Origin of the sequence: Streptomyces sp. ICC4 (genome assembly GCF_003287915.1) — a bacterium.
Classification (GTDB): Bacteria; Actinomycetota; Actinomycetes; order Streptomycetales; family Streptomycetaceae; genus Streptomyces; species Streptomyces tritrimontium.
The window spans coordinates 3,387,210-3,412,731 of the sequence record NZ_CP030286.1 but is presented as its reverse complement, the minus strand read 5'-3'; the positions used below and the strand labels follow the sequence as shown (position 1 = coordinate 3,412,731).

At 70.9% G+C, this 25,522-nt stretch carries 24 protein-coding genes, 1 tRNA gene and 2 pseudogenes; 9 read left to right on the top strand and 18 right to left on the bottom strand.

Annotation, left to right across the window (positions count from 1 at the left end):
* Window positions 1-6: 6 nt before the first annotated feature.
* Window positions 7-1,149 carry an acyl-CoA dehydrogenase family protein gene (locus DRB89_RS15880; RefSeq protein WP_112446691.1) on the top strand — a complete coding sequence of 381 codons (1,143 nt, stop codon included), beginning with the start codon at window positions 7-9 and terminating at the stop codon, window positions 1,147-1,149.
* Window positions 1,150-1,178: 29 nt separating this feature from the next.
* On the opposite strand, the gene DRB89_RS15875 is transcribed toward DRB89_RS15880, so the two are convergent.
* The 6 genes from DRB89_RS15875 to DRB89_RS15850 form a co-directional block, all read right to left on the bottom strand.
* Complete coding sequence (locus DRB89_RS15875; RefSeq protein WP_112446690.1) at window positions 1,179-1,523, bottom strand: rhodanese-like domain-containing protein; 345 nt, start codon at window positions 1,521-1,523, stop codon at window positions 1,179-1,181.
* A gap of 62 nt (window positions 1,524-1,585) precedes the next feature.
* Window positions 1,586-2,344 carry a J domain-containing protein gene (locus tag DRB89_RS15870; protein WP_239516798.1) on the bottom strand — a complete coding sequence of 253 codons (759 nt, stop codon included), beginning with the start codon at window positions 2,342-2,344 and terminating at the stop codon, window positions 1,586-1,588.
* A 168-nt stretch (window positions 2,345-2,512) separates the two neighbouring features.
* On the bottom strand, window positions 2,513-3,952 hold the full coding sequence (locus tag DRB89_RS15865) for a DUF2252 domain-containing protein (RefSeq protein ID WP_112446688.1): 1,440 nt from the start codon (window positions 3,950-3,952) through the stop codon (window positions 2,513-2,515).
* Window positions 3,953-3,995: 43 nt separating this feature from the next.
* Window positions 3,996-4,655: a response regulator transcription factor gene (locus DRB89_RS15860; protein ID WP_112446687.1), complete on the bottom strand. Its 660-nt coding sequence runs from the start codon at window positions 4,653-4,655 to the stop codon at window positions 3,996-3,998.
* Window positions 4,656-4,665: 10 nt separating this feature from the next.
* Window positions 4,666-6,357, bottom strand: a complete 1,692-nt coding sequence (locus DRB89_RS15855) for a histidine kinase (RefSeq protein ID WP_162688599.1) — start codon at window positions 6,355-6,357, stop codon at window positions 4,666-4,668.
* Between the two features lie 201 nt (window positions 6,358-6,558).
* Window positions 6,559-6,641: transfer RNA gene (locus DRB89_RS15850), tRNA-Leu, on the bottom strand.
* 291 nt (window positions 6,642-6,932) lie between these two features.
* Between DRB89_RS15850 and DRB89_RS15845 the strand changes: the two genes are divergently transcribed.
* From DRB89_RS15845 to pknB, 6 genes are all read left to right on the top strand, one after another.
* Window positions 6,933-7,781 (top strand): DUF3662 and FHA domain-containing protein, encoded by an 849-nt coding sequence (locus DRB89_RS15845; RefSeq protein ID WP_112446685.1) that lies wholly within the window; start codon window positions 6,933-6,935, stop codon window positions 7,779-7,781.
* Between the two features lie 10 nt (window positions 7,782-7,791).
* Window positions 7,792-8,295 carry an FHA domain-containing protein gene (locus tag DRB89_RS15840; protein ID WP_112446684.1) on the top strand — a complete coding sequence of 168 codons (504 nt, stop codon included), beginning with the start codon at window positions 7,792-7,794 and terminating at the stop codon, window positions 8,293-8,295.
* A gap of 147 nt (window positions 8,296-8,442) precedes the next feature.
* Window positions 8,443-9,921, top strand: coding sequence for a PP2C family serine/threonine-protein phosphatase (locus tag DRB89_RS15835; protein WP_239516169.1), 1,479 nt, complete (start codon window positions 8,443-8,445; stop codon window positions 9,919-9,921).
* A gap of 31 nt (window positions 9,922-9,952) precedes the next feature.
* The gene (locus DRB89_RS15830) at window positions 9,953-11,377 is read left to right on the top strand and encodes an FtsW/RodA/SpoVE family cell cycle protein (protein ID WP_112446682.1); all 1,425 of its coding nucleotides are present in this window, start codon (window positions 9,953-9,955) and stop codon (window positions 11,375-11,377) included.
* Complete coding sequence (locus tag DRB89_RS15825) at window positions 11,374-12,840, top strand: penicillin-binding transpeptidase domain-containing protein (RefSeq protein ID WP_112446681.1); 1,467 nt, start codon at window positions 11,374-11,376, stop codon at window positions 12,838-12,840. Before DRB89_RS15830 ends, DRB89_RS15825 begins: the two co-directional genes overlap by 4 nt.
* A 215-nt stretch (window positions 12,841-13,055) precedes the next feature.
* Entirely contained in the window at window positions 13,056-15,080 is a 2,025-nt protein-coding gene (pknB, locus tag DRB89_RS15815) for a Stk1 family PASTA domain-containing Ser/Thr kinase (protein ID WP_112446680.1), read from the top strand.
* A gap of 142 nt (window positions 15,081-15,222) precedes the next feature.
* Here the strand turns inward: pknB and DRB89_RS15810 are convergent, their stop codons facing one another.
* The 5 genes and pseudogenes from DRB89_RS15810 to DRB89_RS15795 form a co-directional block, all read right to left on the bottom strand.
* Entirely contained in the window at window positions 15,223-15,942 is a 720-nt protein-coding gene (locus tag DRB89_RS15810; RefSeq protein ID WP_239516168.1) for a class E sortase, read from the bottom strand.
* Between the two features lie 10 nt (window positions 15,943-15,952).
* Window positions 15,953-16,681 (bottom strand): annotated as a pseudogene (locus tag DRB89_RS15805) (class E sortase); the annotation flags it as partial.
* A gap of 107 nt (window positions 16,682-16,788) precedes the next feature.
* On the bottom strand, window positions 16,789-17,427 hold the full coding sequence (locus DRB89_RS15800) for an aminodeoxychorismate/anthranilate synthase component II (protein ID WP_112446678.1): 639 nt from the start codon (window positions 17,425-17,427) through the stop codon (window positions 16,789-16,791).
* A complete protein-coding gene (locus DRB89_RS42960) occupies window positions 17,424-17,600 on the bottom strand; it encodes a hypothetical protein (RefSeq protein ID WP_204358141.1) in 177 nt (58 codons plus the stop codon). Before DRB89_RS42960 ends, DRB89_RS15800 begins: the two co-directional genes overlap by 4 nt.
* Before the next feature lie 89 nt (window positions 17,601-17,689).
* A pseudogene (locus tag DRB89_RS15795) lies at window positions 17,690-18,190 on the bottom strand (class E sortase); the annotation flags it as partial.
* 151 nt (window positions 18,191-18,341) lie between these two features.
* Between DRB89_RS15795 and DRB89_RS15790 the strand changes: the two are divergent.
* Both DRB89_RS15790 and DRB89_RS15785 read left to right on the top strand, forming a co-directional pair.
* On the top strand, window positions 18,342-18,890 hold the full coding sequence (locus DRB89_RS15790) for a helix-turn-helix domain-containing protein (protein WP_112453558.1): 549 nt from the start codon (window positions 18,342-18,344) through the stop codon (window positions 18,888-18,890).
* A gap of 151 nt (window positions 18,891-19,041) precedes the next feature.
* On the top strand, window positions 19,042-20,415 hold the full coding sequence (locus tag DRB89_RS15785; protein WP_112449576.1) for an SH3 domain-containing protein: 1,374 nt from the start codon (window positions 19,042-19,044) through the stop codon (window positions 20,413-20,415).
* A 94-nt stretch (window positions 20,416-20,509) separates the two neighbouring features.
* On the opposite strand, the gene DRB89_RS15780 is transcribed toward DRB89_RS15785, so the two are convergent.
* From DRB89_RS15780 to DRB89_RS15755, 7 genes are all read right to left on the bottom strand, one after another.
* On the bottom strand, window positions 20,510-21,145 hold the full coding sequence (locus DRB89_RS15780; RefSeq protein WP_204357773.1) for an OmpA family protein: 636 nt from the start codon (window positions 21,143-21,145) through the stop codon (window positions 20,510-20,512).
* A gap of 4 nt (window positions 21,146-21,149) precedes the next feature.
* Window positions 21,150-21,752: a hypothetical protein gene (locus DRB89_RS42955; RefSeq protein ID WP_239516167.1), complete on the bottom strand. Its 603-nt coding sequence runs from the start codon at window positions 21,750-21,752 to the stop codon at window positions 21,150-21,152.
* A gap of 5 nt (window positions 21,753-21,757) precedes the next feature.
* Window positions 21,758-22,387, bottom strand: coding sequence for a pilus assembly protein TadG-related protein (locus DRB89_RS15775; RefSeq protein ID WP_112449574.1), 630 nt, complete (start codon window positions 22,385-22,387; stop codon window positions 21,758-21,760).
* Window positions 22,384-22,632, bottom strand: a complete 249-nt coding sequence (locus tag DRB89_RS15770; protein WP_239516166.1) for a hypothetical protein — start codon at window positions 22,630-22,632, stop codon at window positions 22,384-22,386. The genes DRB89_RS15775 and DRB89_RS15770 overlap by 4 nt, the downstream gene beginning before the upstream one ends.
* Window positions 22,633-22,742: 110 nt before the next feature.
* Window positions 22,743-23,429, bottom strand: a complete 687-nt coding sequence (locus DRB89_RS15765) for a response regulator transcription factor (RefSeq protein ID WP_112449573.1) — start codon at window positions 23,427-23,429, stop codon at window positions 22,743-22,745.
* Window positions 23,426-24,622: an ATP-binding protein gene (locus DRB89_RS15760; RefSeq protein WP_112453556.1), complete on the bottom strand. Its 1,197-nt coding sequence runs from the start codon at window positions 24,620-24,622 to the stop codon at window positions 23,426-23,428. Before DRB89_RS15760 ends, DRB89_RS15765 begins: the two co-directional genes overlap by 4 nt.
* A gap of 5 nt (window positions 24,623-24,627) precedes the next feature.
* On the bottom strand, window positions 24,628-25,518 hold the full coding sequence (locus tag DRB89_RS15755; RefSeq protein WP_112453555.1) for a DUF5936 domain-containing protein: 891 nt from the start codon (window positions 25,516-25,518) through the stop codon (window positions 24,628-24,630).
* Window positions 25,519-25,522: the final 4 nt, after the last annotated feature.

The window sequence follows — 25,522 nt, the reverse complement described above, 5'->3', positions numbered from 1 at the left end:
CAGGCAGTGGACTTCACCTTCACCGAGGAGCAGCAGGCCGCCGTCGAGGCGGCCAAGGCCGTCTTCGCGGGCGTGGCCCCCGACAGCGTGCCCAGTCCGGCGCTCACCCCGAGGGCCGTCGCCGAGGAGTTCGACCGCGCGCTGTGGGCCAAGCTCGCGGGCTCCGACCTGCTGAGCCTGGTCCTCGCCGAGCAGCACGGCGGCCCCGGACTCGACGCGATCGCCCTGTGCCTGGTGCTGCGCGAGGCGGGCCGGGTGCTGGCCCGGGTGCCGCTGCTGGAACACTGCGCCACCGCCATGGCCGTCCAGGCCCACGGCAGCCCGGAACTGGCCGGCGCCCTGCTGCGCGAGGCCGGGCAGGGCAGCGTGGTCCTCACCGTCGCCGCGCACGGCCGCAGCGGCCACGACCCGGCCGAACTGGCCGTCACCGCACGGCGGGACGGCGCGGAGTGGGTGCTGGAAGGGGTGCAGACCTCGGTCGCCTGGGGGCACAACGCCGACTGGATCGCCGTACCGGCCCACACCGGGGAGGGCGAGAGCGTCCTCGCGCTCGTCCCCCGCCCCGCCGAGGGCCTGTCCCTCGCGGAGCAGTACTCCACCAGCGGGGAGCGGCTCGCCGAGGTCACCCTCGACGGCGTACGGGTCCCGGCCGCGCACCTCATCGACGCCCCCGGGGCCTGGGACCACCTGCGCCAGCTCCTCGCCACCGGGACCTGCGCGCTCGCGCTCGGCCTCGGCGAGGGCGTCCTCGCCATGACCAGCCAGTACACCGGCAAGCGCGAGCAGTTCGGCTTCCCGGTGGCCACCTTCCAGGCCGTCGCCGTCCAGGCCGCCGACCGCTACATCGACCTGCGCGCCATGGAGGTCACCCTCTGGCAGGCCGCCTGGCGGCTCGACGCGTCCACGGGCGGGGCGGGCGGCCCGCTGCCGAGCGCCGGCGACGTGGCCGTGGCCAAGATCTGGGCCTCCGAGGGCGTACGGCGCGTCGTGCAGACCGCGCAGCACCTGCACGGCGGCTTCGGCGCCGACACCGACTATCCGCTCCACCGCTACCACGCGTGGGCCAAGCAGCTGGAGCTCCAGCTCGGCCCGGCCGCCGTGCACGAGGAGGCGCTGGGCGACCTGCTGGCCGCCCACCCCCTCGCCTGAGGCAGGCGTCAGACGTCAGACGTCAGGCGTCAGACGACGAAGCCCGGGGCGCCCGCGTCGGTGACGACCGGGCGGCCCGCGGCCTCCCAGTCCTGCATGCCGCCGGCCACGTTCACGGCGTCGATGTCCTGGCCCCGCAGGTACTGGGCCACCTGGGCGGAGCGCCCGCCGACCCGGCACATCACGTAGACCGGGCGCTCGTCCTCGATCTTCTCGGTCAGCTCACCGATGCGCGCCACGAACTCGCTCATCGGGATGTGCAGCGCACCCTCGGCATGGCCGGCCGCCCATTCGTCGTTCTCCCGAACATCGAGGACGAAGGCCTCGGAGGGCAGTGCGGAGGCGGCCACCGAGGGAAGCGGTCCGGAGTTCATGTCTGTCGCCTTCTCTCGTCACGGATAGGTGAGCCAACCTATCCGAAGCGGCCGCGCACCCCCTACGGAGTGCCCAGCGCCGCCAGCTCCGCCTCGCGCTTCTCCACGTCGCCGAGCAGCTGCTCGGCGATCTCCTCCAGCAGCCGGTCCGGATCCTCCGGGGCCATCCGCAGCATCGACCCGATCGCGCTCTCCTCGAGCTCCCGGGCCACCAGCGACAGCAGTTCCTTGCGCCGCGAGAGCCACTCCAGCCGCTCGTACAGCTCCTCGCTCTCGCTCAGCCGCTGCTCGGCCGGCGCCGGGCCGGCCGCCCACTCCTGCGCCAGCTCGCGCAGCAGCTGCTCCTCGCCGCGCCCGTAGGCGGCGTTGACCCGCACGATGAACGCATCGCGCCGCTCGCGCTCGGCCTCGTCCTGGGCCAGGTCCGGATGCGCCTGGCGGACCAGCTCGCGGTAGAGGCGGCGGACCTCCTCCGAGGGGCGCACCCGCTCCGGCGGCCGCACCTGGCGGTCGGTGAGCATCGCGGACGCGTCGTCGGGCATCCCGTCCGAGTCCAGCCAGTCGTGGAACAGCTCCTCCACCCCGGGCATCGGCATCACCAGCGAACGGGCATCGCGGGCCCGGCGCAGGTCCTCCGGGTCCCCGGTGCGCGCCGCCTTCGCCTCCGCGATCAGGGCGTCCAGCTCGTCGAGGCGCGAGTACATCGGGCCGAGCTTCTGGTGGTGCAGGCGGGAGAAGTTCTCCACCTCCACCCGGAAGGTCTCCACGGCGATCTCGAACTCGATCAGTGCCTGCTCGGCGGCCCGCACGGCGCGCTCCAGCCGCGCTTCGGGCCGTTCGTCGGCAGCGGGGCCCGGGCCTTGACCGGGGCCGGGCTCGGGCGCTTCGGGAACTGTCTGCTCGCTCACCCGGCCAGCCTAAGGCCCTGCCGCCCGGGTGTTTCACGTGAAACATCCACCGGTTTCACGTGAAACATCACCCCGTGGTGCTCAGACTCCGGACTCCGCCGCGATCCGTCCGGACCGCACCGCCGCCACCAGCACGGCGTGGTCGGCCTCGCTCCGGTCGGCGTAGGCCACGGCGAAGGCTGCCATCGCCTCGTCCAGCTCCTCGTTCTTCCCGCAGTAGCCGGCCAGCAGCCGCGGATCGGCGCTGTGCGCGTGGGCCCGCGCCAGCAGGGCTCCGGTCATCCGCCCGTAGTCGTCGAACTGCTCGACGGCCAGCGCCGCCGGGTCCACGCTGCCCTTGCGGTTGCGGAACTGGCGGACCTGGAAGGGCCGCCCCTCCACCGTCGTCCAGCCCAGCAGGTTGTCGGACACCACCTGCATCCGCTTCTGCCCGGCCACCACCCGGCGGCCCTCGTGCTCCTCCGGCGGGGAGACGAAGCCGAGCCCGGGCAGGTGCGGCAGCAGCACCGAGGGCCGGGCCTCCTTCACCTGGAGGACCAGCGCCTCGCCCCGGTGGTCCAGCAGCAGCACCACGTAGGAGCGGGTGCCGACGCTGCCGGTGCCCACCACCCGGAAGGCCACGTCGTGGATCGCGTACCGGGCCAGCAGCGGATGCCGGTCCCCCTGGAGCGTCTCCAGGTACGGGCCCAGCGCGGCCGCCACGGCGGCCGCCTCCCCGTCCCCGACCCGGCGCAGCACCGGCAGCGCGTCCACGAAGGCCCGGCCCCCGTCGGGCGTGGCCTCGGTGGACCGGGCGGCGAACCGGGCGGAGGTGTTGTTGCGGGCCTTCTCCGAGACCCGCTCCAGGGTGCCCAGCAGGTCCCGGGCGTCGGTGTGCGAGACCAGCTCCTCGTCCGCGATGGCGTTCCACGCGTCCAGGGCGGACAGCCTGGCCAGCAGCCGCATGGTGCGCCGGTAGGCGCCGGCCGCGTCGCGCGCGGCCGCCCGGCAGGTGTCCTCGTCCGCGCCGGCCACCCGGCCGGCCAGCACCAGCGAGGTCGCCAGCCGCTTGAGGTCCCACTCCCACGGACCGAAGACGGTCTCGTCGAAGTCGTTGAGGTCGATGACGAGCCGGCCGCGCGCATCCCCGTACAGGCCGAAGTTGGCCGCGTGGGCGTCGCCGCAGATCTGCGCGCCGACCCCGGTCACCGGGCCGCCGGAGAGGTCGTGAGCCATCAGCCCGGCCGCCCCGCGCAGGAACGCGAAGGGGTTCGCGGCCATCCGTCCGACGCGTATCGGCGTCAGCCCGGCGACCCGGCCGGCATTGGACTCCTCCACCGCGCGCACCGCGTCGGGGCGGTCCGCCGGGGCCTCGAAGAGCGCGTGGGCCGACCGTGGCACGCGCGTGCGCAGCGCCTTGCCGGCCTCCCTGGTCGAGCCCTTCGCCGGTCCCGCGTCGAAGCGCGGTGCGAACCCCTCGACCCTCGGGATCCGTTGGTCCGACCCCGGCTCCACCACACGCGCTTCCGTTACCGCCGTCATGCGTTCCGCCCCCTGATCACCATCGGTTCGGCCCAGACCGTACCTAGAGCCCGGCGTCCCTGGCCAGCAGGGCCGCCTGAACCCGGTTCTCGCACTCCAGCTTGGCCAGGATCCGGCTCACGTACGTCTTCACCGTCGCCTCGCTCATGTGCAGCCGCCGGCCCGCGTCCGCGTTCGACAGCCCCTCCCCCAGCAACGCCAGTACACCGCGCTCGCGTTCGCTCAGCTCCGCCACCCGGCGCCGGGCCGCCTCGGCGCGCCCGGCGGACTGCCCGGACGCCAGCTGGTCCACCACGTGCCGGGTCGCCGCCGGGGACAGGTAGGCGTCCCCGGCCGCCGCCGCCCGCACGGCGCCGATCAGCTCGCCGGGCGCCGAGTCCTTCAGCAGGAACCCCGCGCCGCCCCCGCTCAGGGCCCGCAGCACGTTCTCCTTCTCCCCGAAGGTGGTCAGGATCAGCGCCCGCACCTCGGGCACCGCCCGGCCGAGCTCGTCCAGTGCCGTCAGCCCGTCCATGACCGGCATCTGGATGTCGAGCAGCACCACGTCCGGCCCGTGCGCGCGGGCCAGTTCCACCGCCTCCCGGCCGTTCGCCGCTTCCGCGACGACCTCGATGTCCGCCGCCGAGGTCAGGATCATCCTGATCCCGGCCCGGATCAGCGGCTCGTCATCCGCGATCACCACGCGGATCACCTTGGCTGTCACCCGTGCTCCCCTACTCGGCCTGGTACGCCTGCTTGTCGACGAGCTTGCCGTCCTTGAAGCAGAACCGGAAAACGCTGTTGCTGCCCAAGTCGGAATCATCGTCCGCCAGCAGGGCCACGCACGCGGCGCCCTGCGGGCGCGGCGGTCCCTTCCGGTCGAGCCCCTCGGTCAGGATGCTGTCCCCGCTCGGCAGCCGGGAACGCACCGCGTCCTCCGCCTCGCCGACCTGCACCCCGTCGTAGTCGGCCCGGCTGATCGTCGTGTCGCTCACCGAGCCCACGAGCAGCGCCACCGCCGCCCCGATCACGATCAGCAGCACCACCACGGCCGCGACCGCGATCCCACAGCCCAGCGCCACGCCCCCGGTCCGGCCGTTCCCGCGCAGCAGCTTGCGGTCGACGGCGACCCAGTCCACCGGCGCCGCGCCGATGCCCAGCACCTGCTGCCCGAAGTCGTCGGCGACCCCGCCCAGTCCGACCGCCCCGGCCCCGCTCTCCTGGGCCCCGGCCGGCTCGCTCCCGTACGGAAGCACCCCGGCGACCCGGAAACCGCCGTCCTCGGCGGCCCCCGCGTAGACCATGCCCCCGACCAGCCGGGCCCGTTCGCGCAGCCCCGTCAGCCCCTGCCCGCCGGACACCACCTCGCCGGCGCCCGGGCCGGCCGCCGGACCGTTGGCGATCTCCACCACCAGCGAGTCGTCCTCGTAGCGCAGTTCCACCGTGATCGGCGCCCCCGGAGCGTGCTTGTAGGCGTTGGTCAGCGCCTCCTGAGCGATCCGGTACGCCGCGTGGTCGCACGCGGCGACCAGCGGCCGGGGCCGCCCCGCCGTGGTGAGCCGTACGTCGGTCCCCGCGATCCGTGCCGCCTCCACGATCCCGGAGATGCCCGCCACCCCGCGCGCGGCCGGCTGCGCCTCCTCCGCCGACGGCGCCTCGACCCCGTCCCGCAGGATGCCGACGACCTCGCGCAGCTCGTGCATGGCCGCGACGGAGGCCTGCCGCAGCACGCCCACCGCCTCGCGCTGCCGGTCGGTCAGCACCGGATCGACCTCCAGCGCACCGGTGTGCACCGAGATCAGCGCGAGCTGGTGGCCGAGGCTGTCGTGCATGTCCTGGGCGATGCGCTGGCGTTCGCGCAGCCGGGCCTGCCCGGCGACCATCGCCCGCTCGCGCAGCAGTTGGGCGTTGCGCTCCTGGAGGGCGCGCAGCAGCGTATTGCGCTGGGACCAGTAGCGGCTGGCCAGGCCGGGCATGACCACCATGGCCAGGAACATGAGCGTGCCGAAGACGAGGATCAGCACGGGGCGGCCCAGCGACCAGTCCTTGACCACGCTGAGGACGATGGTCGCCGCGAAGGCCGCGGTGAAGGCGCCCAGCGCCCGCCCGACGCCGACGATGCGCCGCCCCGCCGACCAGCCGAGCGGGATCGCCACCAGGAAGGCCCCGGGCAGGTAGACGCCCACCGCCGAGCCCGCCACCAGCGTGAGCACGGGCAGTCTCCGCCGCAGCAGGGTCAGCACCACCACGGCCACGACACTGGCCGCCATCCGCATCCCGGAGCCCTTGTCGAGCTCCTCGACGCCGAGCCCCATCAGCGCCAGTACCGCCGCCAGCGCCAGGTCCCCGGCCAGCGTGCGCCGGGTCCAGGGCTCGGGCCCCTTCAGCCAGTCCCATCCCGCACGTGCTCTCGCCGTCGCATCCACGCGCCCGACCCTAGACACCGCGGCCGACCCCGGTCTGCTCTCTTTCGTCGCGCCCCGCCCAACGAAAGTCTCCCGGCGCATCCCGCCCCGCCCGGCCCGGATTCGTACGGTTCGCGCGGGCAAAGCAAAACGGTCGCCATCGTGATTACGATGACGACCGTTTCGTCGTTGCCAAGAACACTTTTTTACCGGTGTTCCAAGTGCGCGAGGGGGGATTTGAACCCCCACGTCCCGAAGGACACTGGCACCTGAAGCCAGCGCGTCTGCCGTTCCGCCACTCGCGCAAGTGGCTACCAGTGGCTCTTCCCTTGCGGGCCGTTCCCCTGGCGACATCGGAACATTAGCACGTCGGAGGGGGTGGATTCACATCGCTTTCCGTGCTCCCCGGGGCACCCGTGCGGACCGCCCCTCCCGCACTCGGCTCCAGGTGCGGGACACTGTCCCGGGGCGCCCCTACGATCGCTTGTGAGGACCAACACTCCTGGGCTCGTGACCGATGGGGAACCACCCGAATCCGCCATGCGTGGATACGATCAGTAAGCAGTACAGGGCGACAACGACGGAGGAGGTGCCCCATGGGAGTCCTGAAGCGGTTCGAGCAGCGACTCGAAGGTCTGGTGAACGGCACCTTCGCCAAGGTGTTCAAGTCCGAGGTCCAGCCGGTGGAGATCGCCGGCGCCCTCCAGCGGGAGTGCGACAACAACGCGACCATCTGGAACCGGGAGCGGACGGTCGTCCCGAACGACTTCATCGTGGAGCTGAGCACGGGCGACTTCGAGCGCCTGAGCCCCTACTCGGGCCAGCTCGGCGACGAGCTCGCGGGCCTCGTCCGCGACTACGCCAAGCAGCAGCGCTACAGCTTCATGGGCACCATCAAGGTCCAGCTGGAGAAGGCGGACGACCTGGACACCGGGCTCTACCGGGTCCGCAGCCGTACGCTCGCCTCCAGCACCTCCCAGGCCCCCGGCCAGCCGGCTCCGGGCCAGGGGCACCAGGCCCCGCCGGCCCAGCCCGGCGGCTACGGGTACCCCCCGGTCTCCGCGCCGCCGATGCCGGCGGGACCGCCCCCGGGCGGACCCGGCGCGCGCCGGCCGGCTCCCGGCGGACCGGGCCCCGCGGCTCCCGCGTCCCCCGGTGGCTCCGTGCGACGCCACTGGATCGAGATCAACGGCACCCGCCACCAGATCTCGCGCCCCACGCTCGTACTCGGCCGAAGCACCGAAGCCGATGTGCGGATCGACGACCCCGGCGTCTCGCGCCGGCACTGTGAGATCCGGACCGGAACGCCCTCGACGATCCAGGATCTAGGGTCCACCAACGGCATCGTGGTGGACGGGCAGCACACCACCCGCGCTACGCTCCGCGACGGTTCGCGGATCGTCGTGGGCAGCACCACCATCATTTATCGGCAAGCCGAAGGGTGAAGCGGGGGCAATGTCAGAGCTGACCCTGACGGTCATGCGGTTGGGTTTCCTGGCCGTTCTGTGGCTGTTCGTCATCGTGGCCGTCCAGGTCATCCGCAGCGATCTCTTCGGTACGAGAGTCACGCAGCGCGGTTCCCGGCGCGGCCAAAGCGCCACCGGCGCCCCGCAGCAGCAGGGCCGCCAGGCGGCGGCTCCACCGCAGCAGCGCCAGCGCCGCGGTGCGCCGACCAAGCTCGTCGTGTCCGAGGGCACCCTCACGGGTACCACGGTGGCCCTCGCGGGCCAGACGATCACCTTGGGCCGCGCCCACGACTCCACGATCGTGCTGGACGACGACTACGCCTCCAGCAGGCATGCCAGGATCTATCCCGACCGTGACGGTCAGTGGATCGTCGAGGATCTCGGGTCCACCAACGGCACGTATCTCGACCGGACCCGGCTGACCACTCCGACGCCCATTCCGCCGGGCGCCCCGATCCGCATCGGCAAGACCGTCATCGAGCTGCGGAAGTAGTACGAGAATGAGCGAGCGGAGCGAGCGAGCCGCAGCGGTCCGTCCCACCGGGGACACGGACCCGAGCGCGCTCCCGACCGGAGGGTGGGCAGTGTGGCTCGAGACCGGTTGTACCCGGAGGCAGCGTCGTCGACAGGGCAGGTGCGCATGAGTCTGTCCCTGCGGTTCGCCGCCGGATCGCACAAGGGCATGATCCGGGAGGGGAACGAGGACTCCGGCTACGCCGGGCCGCGCCTCCTCGCGATCGCCGACGGCATGGGCGGCCAGGCCGCCGGTGAAGTCGCCAGCTCCGAGGTGATCTCCGCCCTCGTCCAGCTCGACGACGACGTCCCGGGCTCCGACATGCTCACCGCGCTCAGCACGGCGGTGCAGCGCGCTAACGACCAGTTGCGCGCCATGGTCGAGGAGGACCCCCAGCTCGAGGGCATGGGCACCACGCTCACCGCCCTCCTGTGGACGGGCCAGCGCCTCGGCCTGGTCCACGTCGGGGACTCCCGCGCCTACCTGCTCCGTGACGGCATCCTCACGCAGATCACCCAGGACCACACCTGGGTGCAGCGCCTCGTCGACGAGGGCCGGATCACGGAGGAGGAAGCCACCACGCACCCGCAGCGCTCCCTCCTGATGAGAGCGCTCGGCAGCGGCGACATCGTCGAACCCGACCTCTCCATCCGCGAGGTCCGCGTCGGCGACCGCTATCTGATCTGCTCCGACGGGCTCTCCGGCGTGGTCTCCCACCAGACCCTGGAAGAGACCCTCGCCGACTACCACGGCCCGCGCGAGACCGTGGCCTCGCTCATCCAGCTCGCGCTGCGCGGCGGCGGCCCCGACAACATCACCTGCATCGTGGCCGACGTCCTCGACACCGACAGCGGCGACACCCTGGCCGCACAGGTCAACGACACCCCGGTCGTCGTCGGCGCGGTCGCCGAGAACCAGCACCACCAGTTCTTCGACGGCGGCAACGCCATGCAGACGCCCGCCGGCCGCGCCTCCGGGCTCGGCCGCCAGGCCCCCCCGCCCGCGGGCGCCTTCGGGCCCCCCGGCAGCGGAGAGGCCCCCGGGTACGGCGGGTACGGCGCCCAGGGACAGGGCGGCGGAGCCGGCGGCGGGTACGGCGGCTTCGGCGAAGCCGACCCGTACGACGGCGACGCGGGGTACGAGGACACGTACGACCACCCGCGCCGGCGGCGCGGCAAGGGCCGCAAGTGGACCACGCGCACGCTGACCCTGCTGGTGGTCCTCGGACTCCTCGGCGGCGGTCTGTACGCGGGCTACCGCTGGACGCAGACGCAGTTCTACGTGGGCGTCAAGGGCGAGCACGTCGCGCTGTTCCGCGGCATCAGCCAGAAGCTCGGCCCCCTGGAGCTCTCCAAGGTGGAGACCGACCGCCCCGACATCGAACTGAAGTACCTGCCGGCCTTCAAGCGCAAGCAGGTCGAGGCGACCATCAGCGAGAGCAGCCTCGACGGTGCCCGCGAGAAGATCGACCAGCTCGGCACCCAGGCCTCCGCGTGCAAGAAGGACGAGGAGCGGCGCGCCGCCGAGGCGCAGGGCAACCAGACGCCCGGCCCCGCCCTGACCGCCGCCGAGCAGCAGGTCGTCGGCCTGTGCGAGAAGCAGTAGACATACGCGGGCACAGGGGGCCTGCCACACCATGAGCGTTGTCACCAACACGACCACCATCGGCGCCATCGAGCTGCCGAGCCGGCGGAACACCGAGCTCCTGCTGCTCGCCTTCGCCGTGGTCATCCCGATCTTCGCCTACGCCAACGCGGGCCTGTCGATCCACGGGAAGCTGCCCCCGGGCATGCTCACCTACGGTCTCGGCCTCGGCGTCCTGGCGGGCATCGCCCACCTCGTCGTACGCCGCTACGCCAAGTACGCCGACCCGCTGCTGCTGCCGCTCGCCACGCTCCTCAACGGGCTGGGCCTGGTGCTGATCTGGCGACTCGACCAGTCCCCGCGGCTGCAGAACACCGCCAAGCGCCGCTACGGGGTGTTCTCCGAGTCGGCGCCCCAGCAGATGCTGTACACGGCGCTCGCCATCGCGATGTTCGCCGCCGTGCTGCTGATCCTGAAGGACCACCGGGTCCTCCAGCGGTTCACCTACATCTCGATGGCCGCCTCGCTCGTGCTGCTGATCCTGCCGGTCGTCCCGGGCCTCGGCGCCGACGTCTTCGGCGCCAAGATCTGGATCAGCGTCGGCGGGTTCTCGATCCAGCCCGGCGAGTTCGCGAAGATCGTCATCGCGATCTTCTTCGCGGGCTACCTGATGGTCAAACGCGACGCCCTGGCGCTGGCCAGCCGCCGCTTCATGGGCCTCTACCTGCCGCGCGGCCGCGACCTCGGCCCGATCCTGATGATCTGGGGCATGAGCCTGCTCGTCCTCGTCTTCGAGAACGACCTCGGCACCTCGCTGCTCTTCTTCGGCATGTTCGTGATCATGCTGTACGTCGCCACCGAGCGCACCAGCTGGATCGTCATCGGCCTGCTGATGAGCGTGGGCGGCGCGGCCGTCGTCGGCGCCACCGCGAGCCACGTCAAGGCCCGCGTCACCGCTTGGCTCGACCCCTTCGCCTGCTACCAGAAGTCCGGCGCCTGCGAGCAGGTCGGCCAGTCGATCATGAGCTTCGGCTCCGGCGGGGTCCTCGGCACCGGCTGGGGCCAGGGCAACTCCGACCTCATCGGGTTCGCCGCCAACTCCGACTTCATCTTCTCCACCGTCGGCGAGGAGCTCGGGCTCGCCGGGGTCATGGCCTTCCTCCTGCTCTACGGCCTGATCATCGAGCGGGGCGTGCGCACCGCCCTCGCCGCCCGCGACCCCTTCGGCAAGCTCTTCGCGATCGGCCTCTCCGGCGCCTTCGCGCTCCAGATCTTCGTCGTCGCCGGCGGAGTCATGGGCCTCATCCCCCTCACCGGCATGACGATGCCCTTCCTCGCCGCGGGCGGCTCGTCCGTCCTCGCGAACTGGATCCTCATCGCCATCCTCATCCGGATCAGCGACACCGCACGCCGCCCTGCCCCGGCCCCGGCACCGTCCCCCGACTCCGAGATGACCCAGGTGGTCCGCCCGTCATGAACAAGCCCCTGCGCCGCATCTCGATCTTCTGCGGGCTGCTCGTCCTGGCACTGCTCGTGCGGACCAACTGGCTCCAGTACGTCAAGGCGGAAGAGCTGAGCACCCGCAAGGAGAACCGCCGGGTCCAGATCGCCCAGTACGCCACCGAGCGCGGCAACATCATCGTCGAGGGCAACCCGATCACCGGCTCCGCCGTCACCGACGGCAGCGACTACAAGTTCAAGCGGACCTACCTCGACGGCCCGCTCTGGTCCCCGGTGACCGGCTACGCCTCGCAGGCCTTCGGCTCCACGCAGCTGGAGTCCCTCGAGGACGGCATCCTCACCGGCAACGACGACCGGCTCTTCTTCGACCGCACCATCGGCATGTTCACCGGCGAGAAGAAGCAGGGCGGCAACGTCGTCACCACGCTGAACTCCGCCGCGCAGAAGGCCGCGTTCGACGCGCTCGGGACCAAGAAGGGCGCGGCCGTGGCGATCGACCCGCGCACCGGCGCGATCCTCGCCCTGGTCAGCACCCCCTCGTACGACCCGACGTCCTTCGCCGGCAACTCGAAGGCCGACGAGAAGTCCTGGGTCGAGCTCAAGGACAGCGAGGACAAGAAGCTGGTCAACCGCGCCCTGCGCGAGACCTACCCGCCCGGCTCCACCTTCAAGGTGGTCACCGCGGCGGCGGCCCTGGAGAACGGGGTCGTCACGGACATCAACGCGCCGACCGACACCCTCGACCCGTACATCCTGCCGGGCACCAAGACCGAGCTGATCAACCACGCCTCGGGGTGCGGGAAGGCCAGCCTCAACGAGGCCCTGCGCGTCTCCTGCAACTCCGTCTTCGCCAACATGGGCGACAAGGTGACGCGGGACAACATGGTCAAGACCGCGGAGAAGTTCGGCTTCAACAACGACAAGATCGACACGCCGGTCCGCGCCTTCGCCAGCGTCTACGACAAGACCATGGGCAAGGACGGCAACGCCCTCAGCTCCATCGGCCAGTTCAACACGGCCGCCACCCCGCTGCAGATGGCCATGGTCACCGCCGCCATCGCCAACGACGGCAAGCTGATGAAGCCGTACATGGTCAACCAGCTGGAATCGCCCGGCCTCGACGTCATCGAGAAGCACGAGCCGCAGGAAATGAGCCGGCCCCTCTCCGCGGACAACGCGAAGAAGCTCCAGGAGATGATGGTCAACGTCGTCGAGAAGGGCACCGGCACCACCGCCAAGATCAGGGGCACCGTCGTCGGCGGCAAGACCGGCACCGCCCAGCACGGCGAGGGCAACAAGAAGCGCCCGTACGCCTGGTTCATCTCCTACGCCGAGAACCCCGACGGCTCCTCGCCCGTCGCCGTCGCCGTCGTGATCGAGGACAGCAGCGCGGACCGCGAGGACATCTCCGGTGCCGGTCTCGCCGCACCCGTTGCCAAGGCCGTCATGGAAGCCGTATTGAAGAGCAGCAAGGGGTGACGGGAGAGGCCGTGCACCACGAGAGAGCCGCAAGGGGCATACAGGTGTGACCCAGGTCACCGATCGCGCCCGGATCCGTGCGTACGGTACCGGTCCGATATCAGCCTGTGGTCACGAACCGATCACCGACGATCGGCCGGTAGCCTTTGCGCGAACAGCACACCGCCGGACCACACACGGGTGCGGTCGGGACTGACGGAGAGGGCTGCAACGTTATGGAAGAGCCGCGTCGCCTCGGCGGCCGGTACGAGCTGAGCCACGTGCTCGGCCGCGGTGGCATGGCCGAGGTCTACCTCGCCCACGACACCCGGCTCGGCCGTACCGTCGCCGTCAAGACCCTGCGCGCCGATCTCGCCCGCGACCCGTCCTTCCAGGCCCGGTTCCGTCGCGAGGCCCAGTCGGCCGCATCGCTCAACCACCCGGCGATCGTCGCCGTGTACGACACCGGCGAGGACTACGTCGACAACATCTCCATCCCGTACATCGTGATGGAGTACGTCGACGGCTCGACCCTGCGCGAGCTCCTGCACTCGGGCCGCAAGCTGCTGCCCGAGCGCACCCTGGAGATGTGCATCGGCATCCTCCAGGCGCTGGAGTACTCGCACCGCGCCGGCATCGTGCACCGCGACATCAAGCCCGCCAACGTCATGCTGACCCGGACCGGCCAGGTCAAGGTCATGGACTTCGGCATCGCCCGCGCCATGGGCGACTCTGGCATGACCATGACGCAGACCGCGGCCGTCATCGGCACCGCCCAGTACCTCTCCCCGGAGCAGGCCAGGGGCGAGCAGGTCGACGCGCGCTCCGACCTCTACTCGGCCGGCTGCCTGCTGTACGAGCTCCTCGCCGTCCGGCCGCCGTTCATCGGCGACTCCCCGGTCGCCGTGGCGTACCAGCACGTACGGGAAGAGCCCCAGCCCCCGTCGAACTTCGACTCCGAGATCACGCCCGAGATGGACGCGATCGTGTTGAAGGCGCTGGTCAAGGACGCCGACTACCGCTACCAGTCGGCCGACGAGATGCGCGCCGACATCGAGGCCTGCCTCGACGGCCAGCCCGTCGCCGCCACCGCCGCCATGGGCGTGGCCGGCTACGGCTACCCCGACCAGGGCCACGGCTACGGGCACCAGGGCTACGACCAGCCCACCACCGCCCTGCGCACCGCCGACCCGGGCCAGACCTCCATGCTCCCGCCGATGCCCCCGGGCGACGCGGGGTACGGGTACGGGGACCAGGGCGGCTACGACCAGGGCGGCCACGGCCGCCGGCCGCAGAAGAAGAGCAAGGCCTCGACGATCCTGCTGGTGACCGCCGGCATCCTCGTCCTGGTCGGGGCGATCCTCATCGGGCGCTCCCTCTTCAGCGGCGGCGCCGACAACCGGCCCGTGGTGCCCAAGCTCATCGGCGAGACCTTCGAGCAGGCGCAGAAGAACGGCGACAACGTCGGCCTCACCGTCCAGAAGGAGGGTGAGATGCCGTGCGACGCCGCGCCCAAGGGCAGCGTCTGCGAGCAGAACCCGGCCGAGGGCACCAAGGTCGACAAGAAGTCCGTCGTCAAGGTGAAGGTCTCCACCGGCGCGCCCAAGGTCGCCGTCCCGAACGTCATGAACCTGGCGGTCGCGGATGCGGAGAAGGCGCTCACGGAGAAGGGCTTCGTGGTCGACAAGAAGATGGTCGAGTCCAACCGGGACCCGGGCACCGTCCTCGACCAGAACCCGAAGGGCGGCGAGGCCGAGAAGGGCTCGACGGTCAGCCTCCAGGTGGCCAAGGAGCAGTCCAAGGCCACGGTCCCGGACCTCACGGGCAAGACCAAGGAGCAGGCCGCCAAGGCGCTGACGGACGTGAAGCTGAAGCTCGGCAGCGTCACGGAGATCGATTCCCCCGGGTCCCCGCCGAAGACGGTGGTCGCGCAGGACCGCCAGCCCAACGACTCCGTCGAGGTGGGCTCCACGGTCAACATCTCCATCGCCAAGTCCGTCCAGCAGGTCCCGGTCCCGAACCTGGCCGGCAAGACGGTCAACCAGGCCAAGGCGGAGCTCGCCTCCAAGGGCCTGGTCTTCGGTTCCGTGCTCTCGGGCCCGAACGACGGCAAGGCGATCGTCCTGACCTCGGACCCCGGCCTCGGCCAGCAGGTCCCGGCGGGCACGGTGGTCAACGTCAACACCCTCGCCGGCGGCCAGCAGAACGGCGGCAACAACAACGGCGGCGGAGGCTTCTTCGGAGGCCTCTCCGGCCGCTGACGGCGAGCGGCGCACCGGCTTCGGCCGATCCGGCGCGAAAAGGGTCCGGCCCCCCTCATCGAGGGGGGCCGGACCCTTTTGCCGTCCGCGCCGTCCGGCGGCGCCACAGCCCCCACCAGGGGCTTCCTGACCGGCAAGGCGGTTACTGGCGGAGCTCCACCGGCGGGGTGCGCTTGTCGTCGACCTTCTCCGTGCGGACCAGCTCGCCCCACACGATGTAGCGGTACTTCGAGGTGTACACGGGCGTGCAGGTCGTCAGGGTGATGTAGCGGCCCGCGGCCGTCCTGCCGGATTCCTTGGGGACCGGGCTGATCGCGTCCACGTTGTACCGCGAGGTCTGCTTGAGCTCCGCGAAGACCTTGTAGACGTACCAGGTGTCGCGGGTCTCGAAGACGACCGCGTCGCCCTTGCCGAGCTTGTCGATGTTGTGGAACTTCGCCCCGTGGCCGTCGCGGTGCGCCGCGAGCGTGAAGTTGCCCGTCGCGTCCCACGGCAGCGCCGACTTGATCGGCTCCGTGTAGTACCCGGCGACGCCCTCGTTGATGACGTCGGCCTGCGTACCCCGTTTGACGAGCACCTCGCCGTTCTTCATCGCCGGCACGTGCAGGAACCCGATGCCGCCCTGGGTGTCCAGCGCCCCCGGCTCGGCGGGCGCCGACGGGGCGGCCGCCGGCAGGTCCCACTGTTCGCGGACCGCGTCGCCGCGCGCCGAGGCGTCCCGGTCCGCGAGCACGTTCGTCCACCACAGCGAGTAGGCCACGAACAGGCCGAGCACCAGGCCCACCGTGATCAGGAGCTCGCCCAGCAGGCTCAGGAACCCCGCGAGGAGACTGCGGTTCGGGGGCGGTGCGGCACGTGACACTGCGGATCCTCTACGGGCTGGCCAGTTCGGGCGGAGCACCCTGGCTGCGGGGGCGTTCACCGGTCATCCTGCCCCATACGATCAACCGATAGGTGCTGGTGAACTCCGGGGTGCAGGTGGTCAGGGTGATGTACCGGCCCGCGGATGTGAAGCCCGAGCCCTCGGGTACGGGCCCCAGGACCGCGACGTTCTTCGTCGACGTCTGCGCCAGCTGCGAGGCCATCTCGTACGTGTAGTACGTGTCCCGCGTCTCGACCACGATCTTGTCCCCCGGCACCAGCCGGTTGATGTAGCGGAACGGTTCTCCGTGCGTGTTGCGGTGGCCCGCCAGCCCGAAGTTGCCCTGGGCGTCCGAGGGCATCGCCGACTTCACCGAGTTCTCGCCGCCGTCGTAGTGCCCGACCAGTCCCTTGTCGAGCACCTTCGGCTTGCTGATGCCCTCGGCCACCGGCACCTTCACGTCCAGCTTCGGGATGTGCAGGATCGCGAAGCCCTGGCCGGGCTCGAAGGCGGTCACGGGCGGGGCGGCCGCCCCGGGCGCCGCGTCACCGCCCTGCTGCCAGTTCTGCTGGAGGGAGCCGGCCGCGTCCTGGGCCGTCCGGTCCGCCAGGAAGTTCGTGTACCAGATCTGGTAGACGACGAAGAGCAGCATCACCAGGCCCAGCGTGATGAACAGCTCCCCGCCGAGCCGGCTGAGGACCACCAGCGGGCTGCCCGAGGCGGACCGCCTGCGCCGCCGGCCCCGGCCCCGGCTGCCCGTACGCGTACGGGAGCGCTTCGCGGCCTCCTGCGCCGCCCTGCGCCGCGCGGCCCGGCCCTCCGTGGGCGCGGACGGCGCGACCGACGTCACGCGACGGCCTTGCCCACCACCGGGGCCAGCCCCACCGAGCGCTCCACCGCGCCCGCGTCACCGCAGCGCACCAGCCAGTTCGCGAGCATCCGGTGGCCCCACTCGGTCAGCACGGACTCGGGGTGGAACTGCACGCCCTCGACGTCGTGCTCGCGGTGGCGCAGGCCCATGATGATCCCGTCCGCGGTGCGCGCGGTGACCTCCAGGGCGTCCGGGAGGGTCTGCGGCTCGGCGGCGAGCGAGTGGTAGCGGGTCGCGGTGAACGGCGAGGGCAGTCCCGAGAAGACGCCGAGGCCCTCGTGCAGCACCGGCGAGGTCTTGCCGTGCAGCAGTTCCGGGGCCCGGCCGACGACGCCGCCGTAGGCGACGGCCATCGACTGCATGCCGAGGCAGACGCCGAAGACGGGGACGCCGGTGTCCGCGCAGTGGCGGACCATGTCCACGCAGACGCCCGCCTCTTCCGGGGTCCCCGGGCCGGGGGAGAGCAGGACCCCGTCGAATCCGTCCTGGGCGTGGGCGAGAGCGACCTCGTCGTTGCGCAGCACCTCGCACTCGGCGCCGAGCTGGTAGAGGTACTGGACCAGGTTGAAGACAAAGCTGTCGTAGTTGTCGACAACCAGAATGCGCGCGCTCACGGAGTGGCTCCCGATCCCTCGTCCACCGTCACATCGTTGAACGGGAGCAGGGGCTCGGCCCACGGGAAGACGTACTGGAACAGCACGAACACCACCGCGAGCACCAGCACGAGGGAGATCAGCACGCGTACCCACGCGTTTCCCGGCAGATGCCGCCAGATCCAGCCGTACATGCCGCCTGTGTCCTTTTCGTCCACGATCGTTCAACGCACCGCGGGGGCGGTACAGCCACAGCCTAAAGCCAGCCGCCCGGAGCGGAGGGTCACCTTGCCAAACCCTCGGGCCTTCCCTGGGCCACCGTCCGCGTCAAGGTCAGCTCGGCCCAGACGACGAGGCGGTGACTGTGTCCCCATTCCGGGTCGCAAGTGGTCAGGGTCAGGTACCGGCCGGGTCCGGTGAAGGGCGAGCGGCTCGGCACCGGGTCCACGACCCCGAACTCGTCGGGCAGCACGCGCAGGGCCTCGCGCCGGACGGTGTACGTGTACCAGGTGGTCGCGTCCTTGAGGATGACGGCGTCGCCGGGGCGCAGCTCCGGGACGTCCTTGAAGGGGTCGCCGTAGGTGCGGCGGTGGCCGGCCACCGCGAAGTTGCCCTCCCCGCCGAGCCGGGCCGAGCCGGCGTAGTGGCCCAGGCCCTTCTTCAGCAGGTCGGTGCCCGTGCCCTCCAGGACCGGCTTGTTCCACCCCGGGCCGAAGCGCGGGACGTACATCTCGGCGAAGGCCTGGTTCGGGGGGTATCCGGCGGGCTGCGGGGCCGGGGGTGGCGGGAGTGGTGGGAGTGGTCACGGCTGGCGTACCTCTCGGCTCGGCAACACACGGAGAACGATCGTTCTCCAGCTCCTCCCCCACCCTAGAGAACGACCGTTCTCCATGCAAGCGATCCTGGTCTACGCTGCCGGTATGCCCGTTGCCCCGATGAACGACGAAGAGGCCCGCACCCGCCTGCTGGACACCGCGGAGGCGCTGTTCTACGCCGAGGGCATCCAGGCCGTCGGCATGGACCGCATCCGCGCGGAGTCCGGCGTCGCGCTCAAGCGGCTCTACCGCCTCTACCCCGCCAAGGAGTCCTTGGTCACGGCGTACCTGGAGCGGCGCGACCAACGCTGGACGAGCGGGCTGCGCGACGCGGTGACCGGGAGCGCGGACCCCGTCGGGGCGGTCTTCGACTGGCTCGCGCGGTGGTTCTCGGAGCCGGACTTCCGCGGCTGCGCGTTCCTGAACGCGTACGGGGAGCTGGGCACGGGCCCGGCCGGCGTGCTGGACGTGGTGCGGCGGCACAAGGCGGAGCTACGGGCGCTGCTGGCCGAGGTCGCCGGCCCCGGCCCCGGTCGGGAGGGCCTGGCGGAGCAGCTCCTGCTGCTGGTCGAGGGCGCGACGGTGGTGGCGGCCCTGGAGCCCGGCCCGGGGCCGGCGCTGCGGGCGCGGGAGGCGGCGTACGTCCTGGTCCGTGGCGGGCGGGAGTGATTCACACGGCTGCCGAGTGATCGGGAACGCGTCGTACACGGCAGGGTCGCATCATCAGCTTTTAACTGGCCGCGGGCCCCTTGTCCACCGGTAGACCGCATTCGGCGGTCATCTGCCGGTTCCGCCGTCTTCCCTTGCGGAGGAAACACCCTTGTCTGCTTCCCGCTGCACGTCCGCGGCTCTGGTCGTCGCGGCCGTCACCGCGACCTGCCTGCTCCCGGTGGCGCCCGCCTTCGCCGACGACTCGCCGCACGTCCGCTTCTCCCAGCCGTACGTCCCCTCGATCGCCGCGGGCAAGACCGGCCGCGTCGTGATCGTGGCCAGCGCGGGCGCCGACGCGGCGCAGCGCGGCAGCTTCCGGATCACCGCGCCGGAGCAGACGACGTTCCCGGAGGCAGAGTTCTACTGGAACAACGACCGGGCCGCCGCTCCCTGTACGCGTTCCGCTGATGCGCGCCAGATGACCTGCGACGCCGGTACCCGTGCGGGCTTCTCCTTCCCGGCGCGGAGCGACACCCGGCTGGGCGTACTCGTGCGGGTGGACGCGGATGCTCCCGAGGGCACGACGCTCGGCGGCGGTGAGTGGGCGGACGGAAACGACGCGCCGGCCCTGTACGCGGTGTCCACTCCCGTGACGGGCCCCAAGGGCGACGACGGCCACGACGGCCGTCCGGGCCACGACGGCAAGCCCGGCCACCACGGCAAGCCGGGCCGCCCCGGCCCCAAGGGCGACAAGGGAGACCAGGGGGAGCGCGGCGAACGGGGCGAGCGGGGCGAACGGGGCGAGACCGGCCTGACGGGCCCCGCAGGCCCGAAGGGCAACAAGGGAGACAAGGGCGCCAAGGGCGACAAGGGCAGCACCGGCCAGACGGGCCAGACCGGCAGCGCGGGACCGGCGGGCCCCCGCGGCCCCGAGGGCCCGAAGGGCGACACCGGTCCGTCCGGAGGCGAGAAGGGCGACACCGGCCCGACGGGACCCAAGGGCGACAAGGGCAATAAGGGAGACACCGGCAACACCGGCCGTCCGGGCACCGTGGGTCCGCAGGGCCCCCGCGGACCCCAGGGTCCGAAGGGCGACACCGGCCCGTCCGGAGGCGAGAAGGGCGAGAGGGGCGACAAGGGCGAGCGCGGCAGCACCGGCAAGACCGGCCCCGCCGGGCCGGCGGGCCCGAAGGGCGAGCGCGGCGCGCGCGGCGAGAAGGGCGAGCAGGGCAAGCCGGGGAAGCCGGGCGCGTGCAAGTGCGGCAAACACCACGACAAGGACCACGGCAAGGACAAGGACAAGCACGACAAGGGCCAGAAGCCGAAGGCCCGCATCGTCAGCGACAAGCTGCACATCCGTACCGGCCCCGGCACGCACTACGGCAAGACCGGCGTGATCAAGCACGGCGGCGAGGTCCAGGTGCTGTGCAAGACGAACGGCACCGAGGTGGACGGCAACTCCCTCTGGTACAAGCTCGCCGACGGCCGCGGCTGGATCGCCGCCCGCTACGCCCAGAACCTGAACCGCATCCCCACCTGCTGACCTGACCCGAGCAGACCGTCGAACGCACCTTCGGTGCGCACCGAGGCCCCGAGCCCCGGTGCGCACCGAAGGTGTTCGCGTGTCCGGGCCGCCCCTACTGGGCCGCGCCGCGCGGGAAGGTGATCTCGACGCGGCGGTTCTTCTTGCGGCCTTCCTCGGTGTTGTTGTCGGCGATCGGGTAGTCCTCGCTGTACCCGCGCACGTCGAAGACGACGGCGGGGTTGGTCACGGTCTTCGCCAACTCCGCCTGCACGGCGTCGGCGCGCTGCTTGGAGAGCTCCTGCCCGTGCTCGTAGCTGCCCTGGTCGTCGGTGAACCCGAAGATCCGGACCCGGGTGGCCTTCTGGGTGTTGATCTCCTGCGCGATGGCTTGCAGCCGCGCGGCGGCCTGGGCGTTGAAGACGGCACTGTTCTCGGGGAACATCACCTCGGACTGCAGCGCCATCATGACGGTCTGATTGGTCTCCTGCCGCCGCTGCTCACCCCCGAGGTCCTCGACGACTTCGGCGATGTCCAGCACCTTGACCGGAGCGAGGGTTCCGCCCTGAGGGATCTTCAGCCCGGGGGCGTTGGCGTCGAGGGGCACCGGGGCGGAAGCCGACGGCTCTGTTCCGGGGGGCACCGTCGGATTGTCGTCGGCGTAGGCACTTGTCGCGCCGATGAAATGTGCGCCGGCTATGACCAGCCCGGCGACTGCCGTGGCGGCGGTGGTGCCGTGGCGATTTTTCATGGCGTCACCCTGAGATCTTGATGGTGGCCGTGGCGAAGGTGGGGAGCGTGAAGTCAACCTCGGTGGTGGTGGCTGGAGGCATTGGGAATTGCGCGAAGAACGGAACGGACTGCCCTGCATTGATGTTCGAGATGCCCGTGGTGCACAGACAGCGGCCGTCCGTGTCGCGGAGCACGTAGTACCGCTTCTTGCCGGCCTTGTCCACGAGGGTGGCGCCGGCGATGGACTCGCCACTTGAGGTGAGTTCATTCCCCCTCCACGCCGTGGTGTGCGTGAAGTCGTTCGCAGTCGTGTTCTTGATTTGCCCACTCACGGTAATGAAGCCACCCTGGTCGCGATTGGCAGCATTGACCGTCAAGACGATGCCGCTCTCGCCATTTACGGTGGCGAGCACCTGCGTGGGCGTACTGCTCGGAACCGGAGCTTTGGAACCGCCGTCTTGAGGCTGTGATGCCGACGAATTCTGCGGCTCGTTCGGCTTCTTATCATCATCGCCACCACACCCGGCCAACGTGAGGGCCAAGACCGCCGCAACCGCTACGGCCGCTCCCCCGCGGACCTTCACCTTGTGCCGAACGTTCATGTACGCCGCTTCCTTGTCTCTCATGGCCTTCAGCCAACCAAGCGCACGCTGAAGAGGGTTCTCGCCAGCTTCGACAACTGACCTGGATTCAGGGGATCCAGGTCGATGGGCCGACCATCACACGTAATGTTCACCGGACCAGGCTCCGGTATCCCGCCGTCGGGGGGAACGGGCGTCGCTGTTGGTGCCGGTTCCAGCCCCAGGGAGCAAAGAGGCTTGATCACCGCTGTGGCGACAGCCTCCCCGTGCATCGACCCAGTGCCCGGCACAACAGACTCTCCGACAGTCCGTGATGTCTTCACCGAGACCGTGAACCTCGGAAGGACCACTTCGCACCGAACCGTTGTCGCGTCGTTCCGCTGTGCGAAACTCTCCGCCTCCCCGCAGGCGCCCTTCACATCAAAGCTCTCGCCATTGAGGATCCTCTCCCAGTCGGTCGGCTTGAGGTCGATCAGGTTGACGCCCACAAAGACGTCGTCCCGGGCCTCACGAGCCGCTGCCAACGCCGCGGCGTCGGCAGCGCTCTGCGCCTCGCTCCGGGTGTCACCCGCCATCCCCACGGCGAAGAAGGCGAGCGCGACGAAGAGCAGACCCACCACCGCGATGACGTAGATGGGGAAGGCCTGCCCACTGTCGTCCAGCCGCCTGCCCGTGCTCATTTGCCTGCTTTGATCAGCCCGATCTGGTCCTTGATCTTGTTGGTGATCGTCGTACCGATTCCCGTGCCGACGATCGCCCCGATGATCACCACGACCACCAGGATGATTCCCAGGTATTCGAACGCGGTCTGGCCCCGGTCGAGGTTCGCGTAGCGCTTGCGGAGTCGTGTCACCGTCGTGTCCGTCCATCCGCTCAGCCGGATCTTGGCCTCGACGGACGCTTTCAGCAGCGAGTTGTGCGACATGAGGGTTCCCTCCCGGGCCGGTGCCGCTGTTGGTTTGCGGACAGTACGCCGAGTTACCAGTCGTTACCAAGGGTCCCGGGGCCCAATTACGGACCCACCACGCACTCCGTCTACCCATGACCACTCACCCCTGGACGGGCCGTTCCCAGCCACCGTGCAATCGCCTCGCTACGGGTAGTGCTCCGGAGCTTGGCGAAAATGCGGTTGATGTGGTTCTTGACCGTCTTCTCGCTGATGAAGCAGGTGGCTGCGATCTGCTGGTTGTTCATCCCTGACGCGATGAGCTCCATGATCTCCACCTCCCGCGAACTCAGCCCGAAGGCAACAGAGTTGTGCAGACGCTCAGAAGACTGTGCCACAGTTCGTTGCGGCTGCGAAGAGGTCCGGAGTTCCGCGAGCAGCGCGCTCGCCGCCGATGGCGTGAAATGAGGGCGGCCGTCGCGGACGTCGTGGACCGCGCGGATCAGGTCGTCGGCGGTGAACTCGCCGTGGACCAGGTAGGCGCCCGCACCCAGGAGCAGAGCCTCGCGGATGACCTCCGACTCGCGGCTGTACGTCAGCATCAGGACTGGAGCCAGCCGCACCAGGTGCGGAAGCGCCGAGATGCCGTCCACGCCCGGCATCCGGACGTCCAGCAGGACGACGGCCGGGGCGTGCAGGCGGGCAAGGCGGAGGGCCTCGCGGCCGTCCGCCGCCTGGGCGACCACCTCGATGCCCTCGGTCACGGCCAGAAGTGCGGCCAGGCCCGCCCGTACAACCGGGTTGTCGTCGGCGATCAGGATGCGGAGGGGCGTCACGGGCTTCCCTCCCCGGTCAGCGCCGCGAGCGGGAGGTCCAGGCGGATCCGGGTACCGGGGGCGGACGGTCGGGAGGCAATGGAGATGGCCGCGCCGATCGCGGTCGCGCGTTCCGTCATGCCGAGGAGGCCGAAGTGGCCTCGGCGCGAGAGCGAGGGGAGGTCGATATCGGCCGGGAGGCCGCTGCCGTCGTCCTCGACAGTGAGGGTGAGGTGGGTGGTGTCCGCGGCCAGGAGGACCACGACGCGGGAGGCTCCGGCGTGGCGGCGGGCGTTCTCCAGGGCTTCCGAGGTCACTGCGAGGAGGTGTCGGGCCACCGTGGCCGGTACCACCGGCAGGACTCCCGTCGTGCGGAGTTCGCAGCCCGTGGTGAGGGCGCGGAGTTCCCCGAGCAGTGAGACACCGGGGGTGTCCAGGTCCCGACGCAGGTCCGTCAGTAGCGACCTCGACTCCTCCGCCGCCCGGCGGGCCGCCACCGACAGCAGCTCCGCCTGGCGGCGGAGCTCCGCCGGGTCGGCCGTCCGGGTCAGGGCGTCCGCCGTCAGGGCCAGGCCGTGCAGGGTCTTCGACACGGAGTCATGCATCTCCCGCGCCAGATGGTCGCGTTCGGCGCGGACGGCCTCCGCCACGGCCAGGCGGGCCCGGGTCTCGGTCAGGGCCTGGCTCGCCGCGCCGAAGCGGAAGAAGAGGTCGCGCAGGCAGGATCCCGCGGCGCCCGCGAGCAGGCACAACGTCGGCAGGAGCAGCGTGCCCGCGAGAGCCGCGACCGCTAGCCCCTGCACCGCCGCGTACACCGCCGAGGCCCGCCACCCGTAGACCAGGCCGGCCAGGAGCGGCGTGCAGATCGACACGAAGCCGAGTGGGGATTCCGGGGTCGCCGTGACCAGCAGCAGCGCGTTGAAGGCCATGTCGACCGCCAGCAGCCAGCGGTGCCGCAGCAGCAGCGGGCCGAAGCGCTCCCAGTCGCGGAAGAGGACGTAGGACAGCATGAAGGTCAACAGGATCGCGCCGCCCACCAGGTACGTCGGCCCCCCGTGTGCCGTCCTCGCGAGCGCCAGCGGCGCGCCCAGGCCGATCATCACCATGCGGAACGCGAAGACCTGGCGGCAGAGGGCTTGGAGCGCGTTGACCTGGAGGGTCGGGGATGGTGCCGGTGCGGGATTCGCCGGCAGCGCGATGTCAAGTACCGCCATGGTGCTCACCCGCCCCCGAGCATCGCGTCGAAGTCGATGTTCGCGCCGTACACGAACCCGCACACGAGCAGGATCAGGGTGCCCGGCAGCATGAAGGTGGTGACCGCGAAGGTCGCCTTGGGGATCGCGCGCGCGGCCCGTCGGCGGGCGTTCTGGGCATCCGTGCGCCGCATGTCCTCGGCGATCGCGATCAGGGTCTCCACGATCGGGGAACCGAGCTCCTCGCCCTGCTGGAGGGCGGTGACGAACTGCGCCACCTGCTCGGAGTCGTTGCGCCGCCGCAGCTCGTCGAAGGCCTGGCGGCGGCTGACGCCCATGTCCATCTGCTGCAAGGTGATGCGGATTTCATCGGCCCACGGGCCCTCGTACTTGTCGGCCACCCGGGCCAGGGCCTGGCGGAATCCCAGGCCCGCGCTGACGACCACCGCGAGGACGTCGAGGAAGTCGGGCAGCGTCCGCTCGATGTGGTCCCGGCGTATCCGGACCGCCGACCACAGGCCGGCCTCGATCCAGAACAGTCCGAAGGCGACCATCAGCAGGGCCGGAACCAGCTGGCCGTTGAGGAGCATGGAGAAGGCACCGAGGGCGCCGAGGAATCCGTACACCGCGCGGCGTGCCGCGTACCGGTCGATCGTGAGGCCCGCCGGGTTGCCCGCCGAGTCGATCTGGCGGCGCTTGCGCGCCACCCGGGTGGGGCCCATCAGCCGCAGGACCAGCGGCGCGTAGCGGATGCCCAGCCGGTCGACGGCCGAGCCGACCGCCGTCGTGCGGGTTGCGCCGACTTCCAGGGCCAGGGCCAGGTCGGTGGGGAGCTTGGCGTCGGCACGGTAGAGCCGGACTCCGTGGAAGATCCCGAATACGGAGGCACCCACCAGGACGGCCAGGAGCAGAGCGATCACG